21 protein-coding genes and 1 tRNA gene are annotated in these 18,609 nt (G+C 61.9%); 13 read left to right on the top strand and 9 right to left on the bottom strand.

Features of this window, described 5'->3' with window-relative positions:
- Window positions 1–28: 28 nt before the first annotated feature.
- Window positions 29–565, top strand: a complete 537-nt coding sequence (locus NO347_RS08515) for a DUF5817 domain-containing protein (RefSeq protein WP_256289203.1) — start codon at window positions 29–31, stop codon at window positions 563–565.
- Between the two features lie 3 nt (window positions 566–568).
- A complete protein-coding gene (locus NO347_RS08510) occupies window positions 569–928 on the top strand; it encodes a hypothetical protein (protein WP_256289202.1) in 360 nt (119 codons plus the stop codon).
- 16 nt (window positions 929–944) lie between these two features.
- On the opposite strand, the gene hmgA is transcribed toward NO347_RS08510, so the two are convergent.
- Window positions 945–2,156, bottom strand: a complete 1,212-nt coding sequence (gene hmgA, locus NO347_RS08505; RefSeq protein ID WP_256289201.1) for a hydroxymethylglutaryl-CoA reductase (NADPH) — start codon at window positions 2,154–2,156, stop codon at window positions 945–947.
- 174 nt (window positions 2,157–2,330) lie between these two features.
- Between hmgA and pyrF the strand changes: the two genes are divergently transcribed.
- Complete coding sequence (gene pyrF / locus NO347_RS08500) at window positions 2,331–3,143, top strand: orotidine-5'-phosphate decarboxylase (protein ID WP_256289200.1); 813 nt, start codon at window positions 2,331–2,333, stop codon at window positions 3,141–3,143.
- A 53-nt stretch (window positions 3,144–3,196) separates the two neighbouring features.
- Here pyrF and NO347_RS08495 read toward each other — a convergent pair whose 3' ends face one another.
- Entirely contained in the window at window positions 3,197–3,391 is a 195-nt protein-coding gene (locus tag NO347_RS08495; protein ID WP_256289199.1) for a zinc finger HIT domain-containing protein, read from the bottom strand.
- Window positions 3,392–3,475: 84 nt separating this feature from the next.
- Here NO347_RS08495 and NO347_RS08490 point away from each other — a divergent pair, with 84 nt between their 5' ends.
- From NO347_RS08490 to NO347_RS08475, 4 genes are all read left to right on the top strand, one after another.
- Window positions 3,476–3,724, top strand: a complete 249-nt coding sequence (locus tag NO347_RS08490) for a glutaredoxin family protein (RefSeq protein ID WP_256289198.1) — start codon at window positions 3,476–3,478, stop codon at window positions 3,722–3,724.
- The gene (locus NO347_RS08485) at window positions 3,721–4,254 is read left to right on the top strand and encodes a cob(I)yrinic acid a,c-diamide adenosyltransferase (protein WP_256289197.1); all 534 of its coding nucleotides are present in this window, start codon (window positions 3,721–3,723) and stop codon (window positions 4,252–4,254) included. The genes NO347_RS08490 and NO347_RS08485 overlap by 4 nt, the downstream gene beginning before the upstream one ends.
- Window positions 4,255–4,338: 84 nt before the next feature.
- Window positions 4,339–4,413: transfer RNA gene (locus tag NO347_RS08480), tRNA-Val, on the top strand.
- A 472-nt stretch (window positions 4,414–4,885) separates the two neighbouring features.
- A complete protein-coding gene (locus NO347_RS08475) occupies window positions 4,886–5,728 on the top strand; it encodes an ion transporter (RefSeq protein ID WP_256289196.1) in 843 nt (280 codons plus the stop codon).
- Window positions 5,729–5,774: 46 nt separating this feature from the next.
- On the opposite strand, the gene NO347_RS08470 is transcribed toward NO347_RS08475, so the two are convergent.
- Window positions 5,775–6,404 (bottom strand): class I SAM-dependent methyltransferase, encoded by a 630-nt coding sequence (locus tag NO347_RS08470; protein ID WP_256289195.1) that lies wholly within the window; start codon window positions 6,402–6,404, stop codon window positions 5,775–5,777.
- Between the two features lie 126 nt (window positions 6,405–6,530).
- Window positions 6,531–7,676, bottom strand: a complete 1,146-nt coding sequence (locus NO347_RS08465; protein ID WP_256289194.1) for a cobalamin-independent methionine synthase II family protein — start codon at window positions 7,674–7,676, stop codon at window positions 6,531–6,533.
- Window positions 7,677–7,835: 159 nt separating this feature from the next.
- Here NO347_RS08465 and NO347_RS08460 point away from each other — a divergent pair, with 159 nt between their 5' ends.
- A complete protein-coding gene (locus NO347_RS08460) occupies window positions 7,836–8,267 on the top strand; it encodes a universal stress protein (RefSeq protein ID WP_256289193.1) in 432 nt (143 codons plus the stop codon).
- Here NO347_RS08460 and NO347_RS08455 read toward each other — a convergent pair whose 3' ends face one another.
- Complete coding sequence (locus NO347_RS08455) at window positions 8,268–9,479, bottom strand: inorganic phosphate transporter (protein WP_256289256.1); 1,212 nt, start codon at window positions 9,477–9,479, stop codon at window positions 8,268–8,270. It lies immediately after the preceding gene.
- A 363-nt stretch (window positions 9,480–9,842) separates the two neighbouring features.
- Here NO347_RS08455 and NO347_RS08450 point away from each other — a divergent pair, with 363 nt between their 5' ends.
- Both NO347_RS08450 and NO347_RS08445 read left to right on the top strand, forming a co-directional pair.
- Entirely contained in the window at window positions 9,843–10,349 is a 507-nt protein-coding gene (locus NO347_RS08450; RefSeq protein ID WP_256289192.1) for a hypothetical protein, read from the top strand.
- Window positions 10,349–11,284, top strand: a complete 936-nt coding sequence (locus NO347_RS08445; protein WP_256289191.1) for a tyrosine-type recombinase/integrase — start codon at window positions 10,349–10,351, stop codon at window positions 11,282–11,284. The genes NO347_RS08450 and NO347_RS08445 overlap by 1 nt, the downstream gene beginning before the upstream one ends.
- Window positions 11,285–11,780: 496 nt before the next feature.
- Here NO347_RS08445 and NO347_RS08440 read toward each other — a convergent pair whose 3' ends face one another.
- Window positions 11,781–13,103 carry an APC family permease gene (locus tag NO347_RS08440; protein ID WP_256289190.1) on the bottom strand — a complete coding sequence of 441 codons (1,323 nt, stop codon included), beginning with the start codon at window positions 13,101–13,103 and terminating at the stop codon, window positions 11,781–11,783.
- Window positions 13,104–13,226: 123 nt separating this feature from the next.
- On the bottom strand, window positions 13,227–13,508 hold the full coding sequence (locus NO347_RS17360) for a DUF7577 domain-containing protein (RefSeq protein WP_425492359.1): 282 nt from the start codon (window positions 13,506–13,508) through the stop codon (window positions 13,227–13,229).
- 94 nt (window positions 13,509–13,602) lie between these two features.
- Here NO347_RS17360 and NO347_RS08435 point away from each other — a divergent pair, with 94 nt between their 5' ends.
- Together NO347_RS08435 and NO347_RS08430 are read left to right on the top strand one after the other, a co-directional pair.
- A complete protein-coding gene (locus NO347_RS08435) occupies window positions 13,603–14,661 on the top strand; it encodes an inorganic phosphate transporter (protein WP_256289189.1) in 1,059 nt (352 codons plus the stop codon).
- Between the two features lie 101 nt (window positions 14,662–14,762).
- On the top strand, window positions 14,763–15,266 hold the full coding sequence (locus NO347_RS08430) for a hypothetical protein (RefSeq protein ID WP_256289188.1): 504 nt from the start codon (window positions 14,763–14,765) through the stop codon (window positions 15,264–15,266).
- Between the two features lie 16 nt (window positions 15,267–15,282).
- On the opposite strand, the gene NO347_RS08425 is transcribed toward NO347_RS08430, so the two are convergent.
- A complete protein-coding gene (locus NO347_RS08425) occupies window positions 15,283–17,496 on the bottom strand; it encodes a CDC48 family AAA ATPase (RefSeq protein ID WP_256289187.1) in 2,214 nt (737 codons plus the stop codon).
- 72 nt (window positions 17,497–17,568) lie between these two features.
- Entirely contained in the window at window positions 17,569–17,940 is a 372-nt protein-coding gene (locus NO347_RS08420; protein WP_256289186.1) for an Hsp20/alpha crystallin family protein, read from the bottom strand.
- Window positions 17,941–18,168: 228 nt separating this feature from the next.
- Between NO347_RS08420 and NO347_RS08415 the strand changes: the two genes are divergently transcribed.
- Window positions 18,169–18,399 carry a PAC2 family protein gene (locus tag NO347_RS08415; protein ID WP_256289185.1) on the top strand — a complete coding sequence of 77 codons (231 nt, stop codon included), beginning with the start codon at window positions 18,169–18,171 and terminating at the stop codon, window positions 18,397–18,399.
- The last annotated feature ends 210 nt before the right edge of the window (window positions 18,400–18,609 follow it).

Genomic DNA, 18,609 nt, shown 5'->3' with positions numbered 1-18,609 from the left:
CAAATCCGATCACGAGGAACTCCGGAGTATGTACGCCGTCGTCGGCTGCACCGACTGCGAGCACCTCTGGCTCCTAAAGGACGCACGAGCCGCCGAGACGGCCACGTGTCCGCGGTGCGGGAGGACTCATCAGACGAAGAAGCTCCGCCGGTTCGTCGAGGAGGAGGACCGCGAGGCGGCCCGACAGGCGCGGGCGGCCCTGCTCGCGAAGCAGGGCGGCAACAGCGAGGCGTTCTCAGAGACCGCACACGTCGCCGAGATGGAGCGCGAGATCGACGACAGCGGCGTCGACGACGCCGAGTACCTCGAAGGGTCCGGTCTCGACGCCGACGAGGTCGAAGCCGCCGGCGAGCGCGCCTCGCAGGGGACACACGCCGGCTCGTCCGGGAGTCAGATCGATGTCGTCCGCGACGCGCTCCGCGAATGCGACGCCCCGACCGCAGACGACATCGCGGCGTACGCGGACGAGCGGGGCGTCCCGAGCGAGAAGGCCCGCGAGCTACTGAGCAAACTGACCCGACGCGGCGAGGCCTCCGAATCGCGGGGGACGTACCGCCTCCTCTGAACGATGGGTGGAACGCGCTCGGGTCTCGTCGGTACGATCGCTCGCGCGGTCGTCGTGGGCTGCTTCGTCGCCGGCGGCGTCTTCGCGCTCGTCACCCGCCAACTCGTGTTCGCCGGCGTCGCCTTCCTCGCCGGGCACACGATTTTGGCGGTCGCGGCGGTGATCCAGGGACAGCGTCGCCGGGGCGTCGGGCTGTCGCTCTCGGGCATCGGCTGGCTCGCCCTCTCGATCGGACTCGGAGTCGGCAGCGGGACAGCGGCCGGTGCGGAGACCGCGCTCCCGGAGACGCCGCTGGTCGCCGTTGGATTCGGACTCGTGGCCGTCGGGATGATGCTCCTCCTCGGGCCGTTCGGCGGCGACTGACCGAGAACGGGCGTCGTTACCGGCCCAGTTCGGCGTGGGCGCTGGAGAGATGCCGCGATGCGAGCGCCGAGAGCAGCGAGAGTTCGCCCGCGAGCGCGCCGACCGCGATGTACTCCGCGAGCGCGTCGGCGTTCGAGCCCGCCGGGTCGCCGCCGCCTCGGACGCCCAGCACGTCGAGCGCTTCGGCCTGTGTCGGGAGCTTCGTCCCGCCGCCGACCGTTCCGACCTCCAGCGACGCCAGCGACACCGAGAGATAGAGGTCGCCGTCGCGCTCCTCGGCGGTCGTGATGGCGTTCGCTCCCTCGACGACCTGGGCTTCGTCCTGGCCAGTCGCGAGGAACATCGCGGCGACGACGTTCGCAACGTGGGCGTTGAAGCCGAGACTGCCGGCCTTCGCCGAGCCGACGAGGTTCTTCCGCGTGTTCAGCTCCGCGATGGCGCCGGGCGTCGTGTGGAGGCGGTCTTCGACGACGTCACGCGGGATCGTCACGTCGGCCGTGACGCTCCGGCCGCGCCCTTCGACGGCGTTGATCGCTGCGGGCTTCTTGTCGGTGCAGAGGTTCCCCGACAGGGCGACGAGGTCCGCGCCGGTCTCGGACTCGACGACCTCGCAGGCAGCCTCGGTGGCGATCGTGGCCATATTCATCCCCATCGCGTCTTTCGTGTCGTAGCGGAAGCGGAGGTAGACGGAGTTGCCGACGACGTACGGTGTCACGTCCAGGAGTTTGCCGTGGCTCGTCGTCGACTCGGCCGCCTCGACGAGCGCGTCGGTGTTGTCGCGGACCCACGAGACGAGCGCTTCAGCCTCGACGACGTCGGCGACGCGGAAGACGGGCGCGCGCGTCATCCCAGACTTGAGGACGCGCGCGTTCGCGCCGCCCGCCTGCGAGAGCACCGAACAGCCGCGGTTGACGCTCGCGAGCAGCGCGCCCTCGGTCGTCGCCAGCGGGAGGTACGTCTCGCCGCCGGCCGCGCCGCCGTCGACCGACACGGGGCCGGCGACGCCGATCGGGACCTGCACGGTCCCGAGCATATTCTCGATGTTCGACTCCGCGCGCTCGGCCGGGAAGCCGTAGTTCCCGACGGCGTCGAGCGAGGCGTCGGTGTCCGATTCGACGACGAGTCGACGTGCCTCGGTGGCGGTGTCGGCGTCGGCGTGGTCGTCCAGTTCGTGGAGTCGAAGCTCCCCCTCGCGGACCCGCGCGGCGAGGTCAGCGGCGTCAGTCATACGCTCTCATTCCGCGGGGGCTCCCTAACGGTTTCCGATTCACTGATGCCGGGGGAAAGGGTCGTTTACCTGTGACTCCATCCTGCGGATTCGCCGTATCGCTCGCCCGCCTACGCTGACAGCAGGCCGCACCCGAAGGGAAACCTACTCGTCCCCCGCAAGACAGCATCAGATATGACCGCGCCGTTCTTCGAGCGACTCGCAGACCGCATCGAGCGGGTCGACAGCGTCGTTTCCGTCGGTCTCGACGCCGACCGCTCGCGACTCCCCGACCATCTCCTCGAGAAGGACCTCCCGCAGTGGGCGTTCAACCGCCGCATCATCGACGAGACGCACGAGTACGCCGCCTGTTACAAGCCGAACGCGGCGTTCTACGAGAGCGCGGACGGCTGGCGCGCGCTCCGCGAGACGATCGCCTACGCGAAGGGCAAGGACGTCCCGGTTCTCCTGGACGCAAAGCGCGCCGATATCGGGAACACGACGCGCCAGTACGCGCAGTTGCTCGACGAGGTCGACGCGATCACGGTCAATCCGTATATGGGTCGGGACTCGCTGCAGCCGTTCCTCGACCGCGAGGACAAAGGCGTGTTCGTGCTCTGCCGCACCTCGAATCCCGGCGGAGCCGACCTCCAGGACCTCGAACTCGCCTCCGGAGAGGCGGTCTACGAACGGGTCGCCGCGCTCGCGGACCTGTGGAACGAACACGGGAACGTCGGCCTCGTCGTCGGCGCGACCGCGCCCGAGGAACTGGAGTCGATCCGCGAACAGGTCCCCGACCTCCCCTTCCTCGTGCCCGGAATCGGCGCACAGGGCGGCGACGCCGAGGCGGCCGTCGAACACGGCTTAGCCGACGGCGTCGGCCTCGTGAACTCCTCGCGCGGCATCATCTTCGCAGGTGAGGATGAGGGCGAGGCGTTCGCGAAGGCGGCGGGAGACGCCGCTCGTCGGCTCCAGCGACGGCTGAACCAGTACCGCGGCAGCGACTGACGGGGCGCGCCGCATCAGCGACTGGTGCTGCTGCGCGGTACGGCTGTGGGACGCTACCGGAACCCCGGAACGTCGCCGGAGGCGTCGCCCTCGGCGAACACGTCCTCTCGGCCCTCCGGATCCGCGCAGTGAACGCACACGCCGCGATCCTGGTCGAAGTGCACTGAACAGACGGCCGCGCCGCACCGGTGGCAAGTGTACTCCGCTTCCCGCTGTTCGCACACCTGACAGACACCCGTCACGCTCATACGTGCGCGTACGCGGCGCACCCACTTCAGTCGGGGGTGTGGTCACGAGCAAATCTCTTTGGTCCAGCGCCCGCAAGGGACCGTATGAGCATCACGCTGTACGCGCTCGACGGCTGTCCCTTCTGTGAGGCGGTCCACGACGCGCTGCAGGAACACGACGTCGCGTACGAGACCGAGTGGGTCGACGCGCTGCACTCACAGCGCAACGAGGTCAAGCGCGTGAGTGGCCAGCGCGTCGTGCCCGTCCTCGTCGACGACGAGCGCGGCGTCACGATGAACGAGAGCCAGAACATCGAAACCTACATCGAGCGTACGCTCGCCTCGAACCAATGAAGATCTACACCGGCCGCGGAGACGACGGGATGACCGACCTGCGGGATATGTCGCGCGTCGCGAAGACGAGTCCGCGAATCGAGGCCTACGGCACCGTCGACGAGGCCAACGCGCTCATCGGGACCGCCCGCCCGACTGGCTACGACGACGTCGACGAGACGCTCGAACGAATCCAGAACCATCTCCACGTCGTGCAGGCGGACTTCGCGAACCCGAACCCCGACGAGGACGACCCGGTCGTGACCGAGGCGCACGTCGACGAACTGGAGGACGCGATCGACGAGGCCGACGCGGAGCTCGACCCACTGGAGTCGTTCATCCTCCCGGGCGGGAGCGAAGCCGGCGCGACGCTCCACCACGCGCGCGCCGTCGCGCGCCGGGCTGAACGGCGCTCGGTCGCGCTCGCCGCCGACGACCCCGTCAACAGCGAGGCGATCCGGTATCTCAATCGGCTCTCGGACGCGCTGTTCGTCCTCGGACGCCTCGTCAACGCCCGCGACGGCGTTCCAGAGGAGTCGCCCACGTACTGACGGGTCGACGCGGTCGCGGCCGGTTCGCTGGCAACGCCGCGAAGAAGAACGCTTAAGTCCAGCCACGCGGAAGAATCGAGGCGCGGGTCGGTGGTCTAGTCCGGTTATGACGGCTCCTTCACACGGAGCAGGCCGGCGGTTCGAATCCGCCCCGACCCATTTTCGTGGCGCAACGCGACGAGCGGAGCGAGGAGCCAGCGCCACGAAGTGGGCACGCGGATTCGAACCCAGCGAGACGACCGGAGGGAGTCTCGCGCGGTTCCGAATCCGCCCCGACCCACTTCTGACGAACCGCACCGACGAACGAGTGAGGAGTCCGTTCGTCGAAGTGGACACGCGGATTCGAGCCAGGGAGGCCGCGCGCAGCGAACGAAGTGAGTGAGCACGTCCGACCGAGGTTCGCAACCCGCCCCGACCCACTTTCTGACGGTACAACCCGAGGAGCGTAGCGAGGGTCGAACTGGCTACTCGGATCGAACTGGGCAGAGCCCTCGGCGTCCTATGAGGAGACCGGTACTGCGAGTCAGCCTGTGTCTTGCGGCCGGTTCCTGCGCATCGGAGGGTCGCAAAAACACGCTCGCGAGAATCGAGGACGGCCGCCCATTATAATGGGGTAGCAACTACACATCCTATGGACAGCGACGCGTCGGTGCCGGGTGAGGGGCGCCCCCGGCAGTTGGTACGGTTCTATCTCCTGGATCACGAAACTGCGCCGGGGAAGGCCATCGACATCGCGCTGCTGGGGCTGAATCTGGTGTTCGTCGCCATCTTCATCGTCGAGACGTACCCGATCTCTGCAGGATTCCGTCCACTGCTGTGGAATCTCGAAGTCGTGATCGCGCTGGTGTTCGGGGTCGAGTACGTCCTCCGACTCTACGGCGCGCGCGACCGCGTCGCGGAGTTCTTCAACGGCTATACGATGGTGGACCTGATGGCCATTCTGCCGACGCTCTCGGTCGTGCTCCTGCCGGTGTCTTTCGGCGCGTTGAACATCGGCTTCCTGCGCGTGCTTCGGGTGATTCGCGTGCTCCGGTTCTACCGGTTCACGCGGGACGCGGAGTTCTTCTTCGGGACGGTCTCGGACAACACGCTGCGCGCGATGAAACTTCTTCTGACGATTCTCGTCCTGCTTTTCGCCTCCACCGGTCTGTTCTACAGCGCCGAGAGCGGCGCGAATCCGAACGTCGAGACGTTCGGTGACGCCTTCTACTACACCGTCGTCACTCTCTCGACGGTCGGCTTCGGCGATATCGTCCCGGTGACACAGCCAGGACGCTGGGTGACAGTGGGATCGATTCTGGCTGCCATCATCGTCATCCCGCGGCAGGCCAGCAAGATTCTCAAAGAGTGGACCTCCAGAGAGAAGGTCAACGTCAGGTGTCCGGACTGCGGGCTGGAGTATCACGACCCCGACGCCTCACACTGCAAGGCGTGCGGACACGTGATTTATCAGGAGGCGGACTCCCGGGAGTGACGTCCGGCCGTCGTCTCCTGACTGCGCCGACGGCCTGCGACGTCGCCTACCGCGTCGCCTTGATGCCGACGAACGAGCCGTCGCCGTATCCCTCCTCGACCGGTTCGGGATCGTCGACCTCCTCTATCCACTGGTAGACCGTCTGCACGAACTTGAAGTCGGTGAACCCCGCTGCGTCCAGCGCGTCGATGACTTCCGCGGTCGAGACGAACGTGGCGTCGCGGTAGAACGGATTCTGTTCTTTCGTCTCCTGGTAGATCTCGCCGACCGGGCTGTTCTTGTCGATGAAGCCGATCACGAGCGAGCCATCGGCGTCGAGAACGCGCTCGGCCTCGGACAGCGTCCGCGGGATGTTGTCGACGAAACAGATCGTCGTCACGAGCAGGGCGGTGTCGAACGCGCCAGTCTTGAACGGCAGCGACTCGGCGACGCCGCGAACCACGCTGATACCGCGGTCGCGGGCGTACGCGAGCATCTCGCCGGCGGGATCGATTCCCACGTCAATTCCCAACGGAGCGGCGAAGCGCGCGCTCCCGACGCCGATTTCGAGGCCGTAGCCGTCCGTCGGTACGAGCCGTCCCAGCGCCTCCAGTTCGGAGCGATAGACGTCCGGGTGCTCGTCGAACCATCCCTCGTACCGCTCGGTGTGGGTCTCGAACGGTTCCGATGTGGGCATACGAGGCGGTACGGGCTGTGACGACATAAGAGCGAATGGACGGAGCGACGAGGCGTGATGGGCCCGTCGAGGTCGACCTGCGGACGGGTCGGCCGCGACGGTCTTAGCAGAGCTGGTCGGACGGTCCTAGAACAAGCGGTCGGTGGCGACCGCAGCGCCCTCGACGAGGGCTTCGAGCTTCTTCCAGGCGATGTCGGGGTGGACCATCGCGAGACCGGCTTGGGTGTCGAAGCCGCAGTCCGGCGCGGCGACGATTCGCGACGGGTCGTCGACGGCGGTAGCGACCCGCTCGATCCGGTCGGCGACGACTTCGGGGTGTTCGACGACGTTCGTCTTCACGTCGATCACGCCCGGGATGAGCGTCCAGTCGTCGGGCAGGGGGTGCTCGCGGAACACCCGATACTCGTGCTGGTGGCGGGGATTGGCTTCCTCGATGGAGAGCCCGCCGATGTCGAGGTCGTAGAGGATCGGGATGAGCTCTTCGAGCGGCTTGTCGCGGTGGTGGGGTCCCTCGTAGCTACCCCAGCAGGTGTGGACGCGGAGCTGCTCGTCTGGGATGTCCTTCGTGGCTTCGTTCAGCGCCTCGACGTGCATCCGAACGATCGGTTTGAGTTTCTCCACTGGTCGGTCACCGAAGCCGCGGTGGCCCGTCGTCAGCAGGTCGGGGGCGTCGAGTTGGAGGGTCGCGCCCGTCTCGGCGATGAGCTCGTACTCTTTTTTCAGGGCGTCGCCGACCACAGAGAGGAACTCCTCGTGGGAGTCGTAGTAGTCGTTGACGAGGGTGGCGGCCGCGACGCCCGGTGAGGCTGCCGTCAGGAACGTTCCCTCGAAGTCGTACTCGCCGGCGTCGAGCAGTTCGAAGAACGTATCGATCTCCTCGCGTGCGGCTTTCTCGCCGATGTATTCGACGGGGCCGGTGACTGACGGCTGCTTTGTGAGATCGATCCCCTCGGCGTGGAACGCGTCCTCGGCGTACTCGGGGAAGTCCGCGAGATCGTCCCACAGCGGGGCGTCACGGGTGTCGCCGATGCCCGAGAGCCTGTTCGCGACGTACCAGTTGAACGAGACCCGAGGCTGCTCGCCGTTGTTGACGATGTCGAGGCTGACGTCGGCCTGCCGCTGGATGACCGTCTCGGTCGCATCGACGACGGTCTGGTGCCACTCCTCCTCGTCGACGGCGTCACCGTCCTGGCGCTTCTTCAGGAGTTCGAGGAGCTTCGGCGTTCGAGGCAGGCTTCCGATGTGGGTCGTCAGGATGCGGTCGACGGTCATTCGTTGTCGAAATACACCATCCCGGACGTAATATGATTTGTGCTATTATAATCTCAAAAAGTATGCTTATAGGTTATGTCTAATCACGAGCGCCCACCAGATGCGTGGCGCCCGCGAGCGGATGTCAAACGACTTGACGTTCGGTCACAGAGTAGCCGTATGGCTCCATCGCACGTGCTGGTTCCGCTGGACGGCTCGCCACTGGCCGACGACGCACTCGTCCACGCACTCGAGACGTTCGACTGTACCGTGACCGTACTCAACGTTGTCACGCCGGTGGACAGTTCGATGAGCGAGAGTGGCATCGTGGAAACTGGGGAAGAACGGGAAGAAACCGCCCGCGAGCGCGCCCAAACTCTCATCGACCGCGCGAAGCGACAAGCCGAACAGGCAGGCTACGATGTCGACACGGCTATCGAGACGGGCAAGCCCGCCGACACGATCCTCCAGTTCGCTGAAAACCACGCGGTCGACCACATCGTGATGGGTGGTCACGGCGGCGATAGACACAAACTCACCCGCCGGCTCCTCGGTACTGTCGCGACTGATGTCGTCGGTGGCGCACCTGTGACAGTCACCGTCGTCCGGTGACTACACCCCGAGAACGGTGGCAAATGCCCGATAGAGCCCGAATCCGATCGCTGTCGAGGAGGCCAGCGTGATGAACCAAAACACCACTGTGACGCCGATTTTCCGGCGGGAGACGCCTGCTTTCCCACCCGCGAGGCCAGCACCGATGACGCCGCTGATGATGATGTTGTTGAACGAAATCGGGATGCCCAGCGTGATCGCCACCTGCGCGATGATGAACCCGGGTACCAGCGCCGCAATCGAGCGGCGCGTGCCCAACTGGGCGTACTCACGGGACGTGGCCTGCAGGAGTCGCGGTGCGCCCATCCACACACCACCGAGAATGCCGACCGCGCCGAGTGCGAGCAGCGCGATTCCTGGGACGCCCAGTTCTACGGAGTAGAGGTTCTCCAGCGGGCCAGTGGCGAGCCCGACCTGACTGCCACCACTGGAGAAGGCGACGACGCTTCCGAGAAGCACGAGAAACGTCTTGATACCGCGATCCACCGAGTCCTGCGTCCGCTGCCGGATGAACCGAAAGCTCACTGCTGCGACCAAGAGCGTCACGAGGAGTTCCCCGGCCGTCTGCAGCACTGCGGAGTCGACGAGTAGTCGCACTACCCCGGCGATCGTGCCCTGCTGGTCACCGGCGGGTGCGGGGATGACACCGAGCGGAATGTTTGCCACGATCGCTCCGACGACGGCTGCCAGAATCGGGACCCCGAGTGTCTCTGGGATGTCGTCGCGCCGGAGAACCTTCGCGGTCAGGTAGGCCAACCCGCCGGATATCGGCGGAACGAGCACCCAGAAGAGGGCGATGCGCTGATAGGTGCTGTAGACGGGATCCCCACCCAGTGAGAGCCCGACGCCGACCATCGCGCCTGTCGTCGCGAACGCGGCCGGGACCGGGTATCCCGAATACACTCCGAACGCCATGAAGCCAGTCGCCGTCAGCAGGCCAGCTATCGCGCCGAGAGAGGTAATCTGTGCGTTAGCTACCAGCCCCGAGCCGACCGTCGCGGAGATGCTTCCTCCCTGCGTCAGTGCCCCCAGTGCGGCGAGGATCCCGATGAGGAACGCGGCTTTCATCGTCGAGATGGCTTGCGCACCAATCGCGGGCGCAAACGGTGGCGAGTTGCTGTTCGCGCCGAGGGTCCACGCCGTCACCAGGCTGGTGACCGTTGCGAGTGCGACGAGAATCCAAAACACCAGTCCGGCGACGCCGACCGTCATCTCAGTGCCACCCTGCGAGTTCGTGCCGACCCTCGTCGCCAGCGTGACGAGGCACGGTGACACATCCTCGGGCGTTGTCCATACCTACACTCCGTATTGGCTGCAGCATAAACGTTCAGCGCTCTTGGCAGGACGACCCCATCGGAACTACCGCCGAGAGACAGTACCCTCCCTCGGGAGCAAACAGACGTGATTCGCTTACGCCCGTCCACGCCACTTGGCAACCATACAGATCGAAAGCTGGCCTCGGCACTCTGGTAAATATCAACATAGATAAGATATTAAAAAGTTGATAATAAATTTCAGAGTGTGCGGAGGCGGAGCGGGTTTTCCCGCCTTCTCCTGTACGCAAGAGGTGTCAGTATGTCCGACGACAAAGACCAATGGAAGCAAACAGCAGGCCTCGCGACCGACTCGACGGTCGCCCAGATCGTCTGCAAAGAACCCGACAAAGAAGAATGGGATCGAGAAGCAGAGGAGAAAGGCTACCGAAGCACCAGTAAGTACCTCTACGAACTGGTCCAAGAGGCTCGCGCCTACCGAGAACAGGGTTACCTCGCCCATCATCAGAGTGAGGAAGAGATAGCCGAACTCAAATCACGGATCAAAGAGTTGGAGACACAGCTGGAGCGAGAGCGGAAGAAGGAGAGTGGAACGACGAAGATCGACGACATCGACTTCCTCGAACAGTTTCTCTCCACGGAGTACCAGACGCTCCCCGAGATTCTGCAGGACATCATGGAGAGCGGTGCCTTGGATAACTTGATTCGGAAGCCTGTCGAGGACGAACTCTACTACCTCGCCTCGCAGGACCGCGTCGAATACGAGCGAGGGCACGGCTGGCGACTCACCGACGGAGGTGATGAGTGATGGCCGATGACTGGTACAAGACTGTCTACGAGAACAAACACGACGTGGTGAACGAGTTCATCCGAAAGAAACAGAGCACCGGCTGTAGCCACCGGACGCTCAACTCTTACAGCCGGACGCTGAAGAAGTTCTTCCACGAACAGTTCCCGAATCTTACGCCTTCTGAGGTGACGGTACGGCACGTAGAGGACTACGTGGTCACGCTCGATCAGCGCGGACTCTCCCAGAATACGAAGCGGCGGTACCTGGAATCGTTGAGTGCGTTCTACGACTGGACGATGAAACGCCCACGCTTCGAGGACATCACCGGGAATCCAGCCGCCGTCGTCTTAGAGGACATCCCAAAGAAGATCCGAGAGCGGCCTGACTGCGCAACGTGGGAGAACGGTGCGAAGATCATCCGCGAGATGACCGACCCGCGGAACAAGACGGTCGCCGTCCTCCTCGCCAAGACTGGCTGTCGTGTCAGCGAGGCCTTGGAAGTGAAGATGGACGACCTGATGCTGGACGAGGGGTTCGTTCGCCTCCGGGAGCGGAAAGGCGGGAAGCAGACGGTCGTGCCTGTAGACGAGGAAACGATCCAAGCCATCGAGCGGTTCAAATTCACCCGTCCCACGAACGGCAATTCGGACTACTTGTTCCTCAGCATCCGCGGGAATCGCGTCTCGAAGACGCAAGTACAGAGAGCTGTGAAGGATGCCGCCGTCGAGACAGGCGTGATGGATCGTGGGGAAGATCGGTTCCACAAGAAGTTCACACCGCACACATACCGGACTGTCTTCACGACGCTGATGCGGAATCAGGGGATGAAACAGCACATCCTGCGGTACATTCGTGGTGATGCGGCGAGTGAGACGATGGATATCTACACACGAGTCGACCGGGAGGACGCTCGCAAGGAATACTTGGACTGCATCAAAATCCTTGGACTATAGCAGACGGAGGTGGACAACTCGCTAAATGCATAATTTGAATGAATGGAAGGACCGGGAGGGCAAACTCATCGGAGCATCCGTCTTTTTGACGGCTGAAGAAGTGAGAAAGTTCCGTGAGAATGGACAAGTCAAGATAGAAATCCAGCAATGATACCGTCTCTGTGAGTGCCGAGGCCTTTCAAAGTGATACCGTCACGTTAGATAGAAATTGAAGCACGTTGCATTCTTTATACGGCTTCTCGCCTCGAATTTGCGCAATTTCAATTCTGCGGACTGATTCGATACTGAGGATACCGCCAGAAACCGGATTCATCGGTAATCTGCTGTAGAACGGATCTGGACTCGGCTGTTCTATGGAAAAATAATAACTTTTCCTGAAGGTGTCGTACAACTCTTCACACGGGGTAACTTTCACCCGTAGACTGCATCCAATTCTCATACACCCAAGCAACAGCAGATGGCAACCACTCAATACGGGGGTACCGAGTGTCGGACATCATACCTTATCGTCGATTTCAGGTTCGAAAGGTCTCCGCTCCAGGTAGAGGAACTCAAGCACAAAGAGCGTGACAAATATACCGACAATCCAGAGTAGGATCTCAACGTCGGTACGATAGAGATGATAGAAGACGATCGGGATCGCCACCGTCGTTCCGACGAGGCCGAGGGCTGGGAACAGTCGGTTCGATCCCGTTTCGTCCGCGAGTTGGAAGTTCACGAAATTAGTCACAGCGTCCGCGATCAGAAATGCGACCGAACCGAACTCGGTGATTTGCTTGAGCGTCCCGAGCGCGGCGAAGGTGGCGGTCAGACCACCCATGAGTAGGAGCGAGTAGACCGGAATGCCCTCGCGGTTCCGAAACGAGAAAAGTCGCGGGATAGCGCCCTCGGTTGCAATCTCGTGGGCGAGCCGTGAGGTACCGAAGAGCGTCGCGTTGATTCCCGACGAGGTGCTTTTCATCGCAGACAGGATCACGAGCACGAACCCGGCAGCACCCAGGAGCGGAATGTTCGAGACGGCTGCTGCAAGCGCCGTCTCCTCGTGTGCAATGAGCTGCTCTGGCGTCAGTTGGAGGGTCGCCATGAACGACACCGAGACGTAAATCAAAATTGCGATCACGATGGCGAGGTACATCCCGATCGGAAGGGTTCGTTCGACGTCTTCGATCTCTTCATAGTCGTAGATCAGTAGCTGAAACCCTTCATAGGAAACGAAGATGATCGCAAATCCAGTAATCGGGCTGATATATCCCTCGTTGAAAAAATCGAATGCGGTAGGATCGCCCTGAAAGAAGACAATTCCGAGCCCGGCGAGCGAGAGCAGAATTACGATCTTGATGTAGACGGCGATGTCCTCGAACAGGCCGGTTTCGCGGACGCCCGACAGGTTCAATCCCACAAAGAGAGCGACAATAACGACCGAGATAACGGGGCGAAGGAGCTGTGGAAGTTCGATCCCGACGATGGCCCGTGCGGCGGTGAGAGTGTACGCGCCGAACGCGAAGGCATACATCGCCATGACGCCGATATAGCCGACGACTAACACCCACCCAGTGTATGCTGCAAGGCTCGGGTGGTCAACGAGGTGTTCGACGAACGTGAACGCCCCGGCGTGTTCGTCGAAGTGAAACGTCAGTTTGAGGTACGAGTACGCGGTGAGCAGCGTGATTATTCCCGCGATGAGATATGAAAGCGGGACGGCGTTGCCGGCTTGCTGCATCGCGACACCGAGGACAGCGTAGATGCCGCCCGAGACCATCCCGCCGACGCCCATGGCAACGACTTCTATCAGACCGAGTTTTCCGTCGCGAGTGCGCATCACCAAGGATTTGAGCGAGTTCACATCCATGACCGTTAGTCCGGTTAATTCTCTTATATATGAATCAATATCTACGAGGCCGAAGAATTAACTCTTTCATTTGCTGGCGATCGGCTGGAGTGATCAGAAAATCTGCCGCCCGACAGGTGCGGTAGGCACTCTGTCGACGTTGCTCCCGCCAGGGAGTTCTGACACGCAGTTCGCACAGTACCTGTATCCCCGTTCGTTGGTAGTCCCACACTCCGGACAATCAACTTCCGTTAATTGTACTGATTTTTCGGTACTGTCCGCAGGTTCCACGCAATCATCAGAAACCTGCTTGGACCAATACGCATAGAGGACTACGAACACGTGGAACCCTCCGGCGACTACGAAGAGCGTGTACAGCCACGGCTGGAGGGCCATACCTATCAGAAAATATTGTCTGGATCCACTTAGGAATTACTCGCTCTCACGAAATCAATATTCTTTTGCAGAATTATGCCCTATATCCGATCGTATGGCGCTATCGGTGGTGTTCCTCATCGGCATAGCAACGGCCATCTTTGTCGGCGTGAACATCGGGGGTTCATCAACGGGCGTGGCATTCGGCCCCGCGACTGGAAGTGGCGTGCTCTCGATGCGACAAGCTTCCGGGTTGATGGCCGTGTTCGTCCTGATCGGCGGGTTCACTATCGGCACGAACGTCGTCGACACCTTGGGGACGGACTTCGTCCCAGCAGAGTACTTCACGCTCGGCGCGTCGATCGGCGTACTCCTCTTCATCGGGTTCGGCATCCTGCTCGGCAATGTGCTCAAGGTGTCGACTAGCACCAGCCAGACAGCGGTTGCCGCTGTCGTCGGAATGGGCGCAGCTCTTGGCGTGCTTGACTGGCGGACCGTCGGCGTCGTCGGTATGTGGTGGGTGCTTTCGACGATCCTCGCCTTCTGGGTCTGTGCGTTCGTCGGGCGGTACTTCTACGACGCGGTCGTGGACATGCTTGATCTCGGATCCAAAGATGCCAGTCGCTTTGCGGAACTCATCGTGATCGGGATCGGCTGTTACATGGCGTTCTCGGCCGGGGCCTCCAACGTCGCCAACGCCGTCGCGCCGCTCGTCGGCTCCGGGCAGCTTGAAATGACGCCTGGGGTCGCGATCGGCGGCGTGGCGATCGGGATCGGTGCCTTCGCTATCGGTCCTCGGACGATGGAGACCGTCGGCGAGGATATCACGGACCTGTCGCTGGAAGCGTCGCTGATCGCCGAAACGATCGCGGCCTCGATCCTCACCGGCCTGAGCTGGGCCGGAATCCCGGCGAGCCTCGCCGTCGTGCTCACTGCGTGCGTCATCGGACTCGGGTGGGGGCGGGCAAGCCGTCGGGTGCCCCTTCATGCGATCGTCCGACCAGAAGGGCTCTCGAGTGCGGAACGATCGGACTGGGCGGATGACCAGCTCAATCTGTTCGATCCTTCTACTACGAAACGGATCGTAACGACGTGGATCGCCACCCCGACCGTCGCTGGCGTCATCGCCTTCGTCACGTTCGAGGCAGCAGAGCAATTCCACCTTCTCGTATGAGTAGTTCGCACCAGTGTGTCATCAGATCGGAACCGGGCGTCTACTCATCTGAGTTCCCAAGTCAGGCTTTTGAACACGAAACTCGAAGATATCAGACAACGATGTCACTGAGTACGCTCAGTGGTCGCTTCCAAGGAAGACAGACGCAGTTTCACATCGAACTGGTGTACGGCTTGCTCTTCATCGCCGGCTTCGGGTATCTCGTATTCCGTATTGACCCCCGGGTAGCCGCGTTCGAGGGAGGCCTTGTCATCGGTTACCTATTGAGAGTTTGGGAGAAGATGTCGATTTACGAGCGGATTCTCGAGGAAACGATTTCACGGGAGGCCGAACAACAGGTTGAGGCCGAGGTCGAAGAGCAGGTCGGCGATGAAGTCGAAACCGAGGTCGAGGAACAAGTGGGAGTCCGGGTCGAGGAACAGGTCAGCGATGAGATCGAACAGCAGGTTGGTGAAGAGGTTTCCGAACGCCTCGAAGCGGAGGTCGAAGAACAAGTCGAAGCCGAGGTTGGAGATCTAGACGAACAGATCGACAAGCGTGTGACCGAACAAATCGAAGAAGCCGATGACCCCCGAGGGGATCGAGCCGACGATTCAACTGCGTAAGAGACGGCCGCGAGTTCTACACCGCTTCAGGTGTCCCCTCGAACTCCCGCGTTCCGGACCCGACGTTTGAGTCGACCTCCTCGAGTGCCTGGTCGAAATGGTTCATCGTCAGCTCGATCTCATCGATACTGGCCGATTCGCCACTCGCAGTCGCACGAACGTACTCGCGAACTGCGATTGTCGCGGCCTCGCGACAGACCGCTTCGATGTCGGCACCGACGAAGCCGCCAGTCCGCTCAACGAGTTCATCGAGATCGACGTCGTCGGCCAATGGTCTGCCTCTGGCATGGATCTCGAAGATTTCACGCCGAGCCGCCTCGTCTGGCTCATCTACCTCAACGTGACGATCAAGTCGCCCAGGTCGGAGCAAAGCATCGTCGATGAGGTCCGGGCGATTGGTCGTGGCGATCACCACGACATCCTCAAGCTCCTCGAGGCCGTCGAGTTCGGTCAGGAGCTGGGAGACCACACGCTCACCAACGTTCGAGTCGCCGACGCCTCGGCCACGCTCTGATGCGATCGCGTCGATCTCGTCGAAGAAGATCACCGTCGGTGCGTTCTCGCGGGCCTTCGAGAACACTTCACGAACACCTTTTTCGGATTCTCCGACGTACTTGTTGAACAGCTCCGGCCCCTTGATCGAGATGAAATTAGAGTTGGCCTCGTTGGCGACGGCCTTCGCCAGCAGGGTCTTGCCGGTGCCGGGCGGCCCGTGCAACAGGACGCCCTTCGCCGGATCAAGTGCGACTCGCTCATAGGCGTCGGCATATTCCAGGGGCCACTGGACGGTCTCCTGAAGACGTTCTTTCGCGCCATCGAGGCCGCCGACGTCGTCCCAGGTGACATCGGGAACCTCGACGAACACTTCGCGGAGCGCCGACGGTTCGATGCCTTTCAGTGCCTCTTTGAAGTCGTTCTCGGTCACCTCGATCGAATCGAGGACTTTCGCAGGGATCTCTTCCTCTTCGAGATCCAGCTCCGGCCGAATCCGTCGGAGCGCGTGCATCGCGCTCTCTTTGGCAAGATTCTCCAAGTCAGCGCCGACGAACCCCTGGGTGGACTCGGCGTAGCGTTCGAGATCGACGCCATCGCCGAGCGGCATCCCACGAGTGTGGATCCGGAGAACCTCCTCACGTCCGTCGCGGTCGGGGACGCCGACCTCGATCTCGCGGTCGAACCGGCCAGGACGGCGGAGTGCCGGATCGATCGCGTCGACGCGGTTGGTCGTACCGATGACCGTGATTTGGCCGCGCTCCTCGAGGCCATCCATCAGCGAGAGCAGCTGGGCGACGACCCGTCGCTCGACGTCACCGCTGACCTCCTCTCGCTTTGGGGCGATCGAGTCGAGTTCGTCGATGAAGACGATCGCGGGAGCGTTCTCCTCGGCCTCCTCGAACACCTCGCGAAGCTGCTCTTCGCTCTCCCCGTAGTACTTCGACATGATCTCCGGGCCGCTGATCGTCTGGAAATGAGCGTCGATCTCGTTGGCGACGGCCTTCGCGATCAGGGTCTTCCCCGTGCCCGGCGGGCCGTGGAGCAGCACCCCTTTGGGTGGCTCGATGCCGAGCGTCCCGAACAGCTCGGGGTGGCGCATCGGCAGCTCGATCATCTCCCGGACCTGTTCAAGTTCGTCGTCTAACCCGCCGATGTCCTCGTACGTGACACCAGGAGTGGGCGAATCGTCGGGGTCACCCGATTCGACGGAAACCTCTTGTGCGCCCTGGTCGGCGATTTCGATGTCGGTAGTATTCTGGACGACGACCGTCCCGCTCGGCTGTGTATCGACCACCGTCAAGGGGATGCGGCGGCCGGATCGTCCAGAGAACATACCGAACCCGATTGGGAACGCAACTGTCTGTCCCGCGGTCACTGCCTGATCGGTGAGGTGTTCGCGGAGATGCGAGCTGAGATCGCCCGTGATCCGGAGGTTCTGTGGCAGGGCGACTGTAACACGGTCCGCTGGCTCGACCTCCGTTTTTTCGACCTCGACGCGATCGTCGATGCTTACGTTCGCTGCCTGTCGGAGCTGCCCGTCGATACGGATGATACCGTGCCCCGCGTCGCTCGTGTTACTGGGCCAGACGCGGGCGACTGTTCGTCCACCGTCACGACCCTCGATTGCGACGAAGTCACCACTGCTGACGCCGAGTTCTTGTAGCGCTTCACGATCGATGACTGCCATGCCGCTTCCGGGATCGCGGTTCTTGAGCTGTTTGACCGTGAGTCGCATGGGTCTCACCTCGACTGTTCACGGAAAAACGGCTATCGATCGATATACCGGTGACGAGGTATGGAGACGCTGTTAGGTCTGAACCTCGATCTGCTTGCCACGGGTGGTGGCTCCCGTTATCACCGGCAACCGGACTTCGAGAATCCCGTTATTGTACTGGGCCGTGATGTTCTCGTCCTCGACGTTCTTCGGGAAGCGGAACCGACGGTGATAGGTTTTGCGCTGACCGCGCGTCTCGTCCTCGTGTTCGGCGGCGATGTTGAGGACACCCTCGTCCCAGGAGACGTCGATCTCGTCGGGATCGAAGCCCGGCATCTCGACGCTCAGGACGAACTCGTCGTCCTCCTCGTACAGTTCGTAGTCGTTGCTACCGGTTTCGAACAGTCGGCTCGGGAATCCGGAGTTCTGTAGCCACGAACTGGTCGGTCTGTTCGGCAGGGCCATTGCTAATCACCCTGATTCCACTCTATTCTATGTTCGCGGTTCGTAATAAATCTTGTTATAAGAATAGTATCATATATACACTGCTACAGCGAGATGCAGGGCATAAACAGAGAACTGTATCGTCGGAACCAAGAGGAAGCGATGGATTGGACAGCGTGGAATATTTTGTGAAAGAGTCTATAGTTCACTCTGTGAAATCAACATAACTGTAGAGACCAAACCGGCAATTTGAGTGAGCTGGTTATAATTGAGGGGCTTCCCTGTGTTGATCTGATCGGAAAGATCGCGACCGACCACATCATCAACCAACTCGACATGCAGTACTTCGGCGAGGTGTCTGGGGATGAACTCCCGCAAATCGCTCTCTTCGGAGGGCCGGATCCGGACGTCAAGCCACCGGTCCGGCTGTTCGCCGACGTCGGACAAATCCATCCTCAAGCATCAGGTCATCCACCTTGATCTCCAGCGCCTCCTCCAACCGACACCCGGTCTTCGCCATCAGGACCACGAGGATTAGTTGTTACATTCTCCGTTTAGCGGACTTATTCTGGATGCTTAGCTGCGCATCTGTTCAATAACGGATGCATCCCCTTACATAGGAGATGCAGACCTCGGCACTCATAGGGCTCGTCGTCGCCGAGCGCCACCCCGGCTCGGAACGGTGCCGTC

Source organism: Halobellus inordinatus (genome assembly GCF_024464655.1).
In the GTDB taxonomy this organism is placed as follows: Archaea; Halobacteriota; Halobacteria; order Halobacteriales; family Haloferacaceae; genus Haloquadratum; species Haloquadratum inordinatus.
This window is presented reverse-complemented; position numbering and strand designations above follow the sequence as displayed.

Coding starts and splice junctions, on each gene's coding strand:
- NO347_RS08515 (WP_256289203.1), top strand. CDS start 29: ATGTACGCCGTCGTCGGCTGCACCGACTGCGAGCACCTCTGGCTCCTA.
- NO347_RS08510 (WP_256289202.1), top strand. CDS start 569: ATGGGTGGAACGCGCTCGGGTCTCGTCGGTACGATCGCTCGCGCGGTC.
- hmgA (WP_256289201.1), bottom strand. CDS start 2,156: ATGACTGACGCCGCTGACCTCGCCGCGCGGGTCCGCGAGGGGGAGCTT.
- pyrF (WP_256289200.1), top strand. CDS start 2,331: ATGACCGCGCCGTTCTTCGAGCGACTCGCAGACCGCATCGAGCGGGTC.
- NO347_RS08495 (WP_256289199.1), bottom strand. CDS start 3,391: ATGAGCGTGACGGGTGTCTGTCAGGTGTGCGAACAGCGGGAAGCGGAG.
- NO347_RS08490 (WP_256289198.1), top strand. CDS start 3,476: ATGAGCATCACGCTGTACGCGCTCGACGGCTGTCCCTTCTGTGAGGCG.
- NO347_RS08485 (WP_256289197.1), top strand. CDS start 3,721: ATGAAGATCTACACCGGCCGCGGAGACGACGGGATGACCGACCTGCGG.
- NO347_RS08475 (WP_256289196.1), top strand. CDS start 4,886: ATGGACAGCGACGCGTCGGTGCCGGGTGAGGGGCGCCCCCGGCAGTTG.
- NO347_RS08470 (WP_256289195.1), bottom strand. CDS start 6,404: ATGCCCACATCGGAACCGTTCGAGACCCACACCGAGCGGTACGAGGGA.
- NO347_RS08465 (WP_256289194.1), bottom strand. CDS start 7,676: ATGACCGTCGACCGCATCCTGACGACCCACATCGGAAGCCTGCCTCGA.
- NO347_RS08460 (WP_256289193.1), top strand. CDS start 7,836: ATGGCTCCATCGCACGTGCTGGTTCCGCTGGACGGCTCGCCACTGGCC.
- NO347_RS08455 (WP_256289256.1), bottom strand. CDS start 9,479: ATGACGGTCGGCGTCGCCGGACTGGTGTTTTGGATTCTCGTCGCACTC.
- NO347_RS08450 (WP_256289192.1), top strand. CDS start 9,843: ATGTCCGACGACAAAGACCAATGGAAGCAAACAGCAGGCCTCGCGACC.
- NO347_RS08445 (WP_256289191.1), top strand. CDS start 10,349: ATGGCCGATGACTGGTACAAGACTGTCTACGAGAACAAACACGACGTG.
- NO347_RS08440 (WP_256289190.1), bottom strand. CDS start 13,103: ATGCGCACTCGCGACGGAAAACTCGGTCTGATAGAAGTCGTTGCCATG.
- NO347_RS17360 (WP_425492359.1), bottom strand. CDS start 13,508: ATGGCCCTCCAGCCGTGGCTGTACACGCTCTTCGTAGTCGCCGGAGGG.
- NO347_RS08435 (WP_256289189.1), top strand. CDS start 13,603: ATGGCGCTATCGGTGGTGTTCCTCATCGGCATAGCAACGGCCATCTTT.
- NO347_RS08430 (WP_256289188.1), top strand. CDS start 14,763: ATGTCACTGAGTACGCTCAGTGGTCGCTTCCAAGGAAGACAGACGCAG.
- NO347_RS08425 (WP_256289187.1), bottom strand. CDS start 17,496: ATGCGACTCACGGTCAAACAGCTCAAGAACCGCGATCCCGGAAGCGGC.
- NO347_RS08420 (WP_256289186.1), bottom strand. CDS start 17,940: ATGGCCCTGCCGAACAGACCGACCAGTTCGTGGCTACAGAACTCCGGA.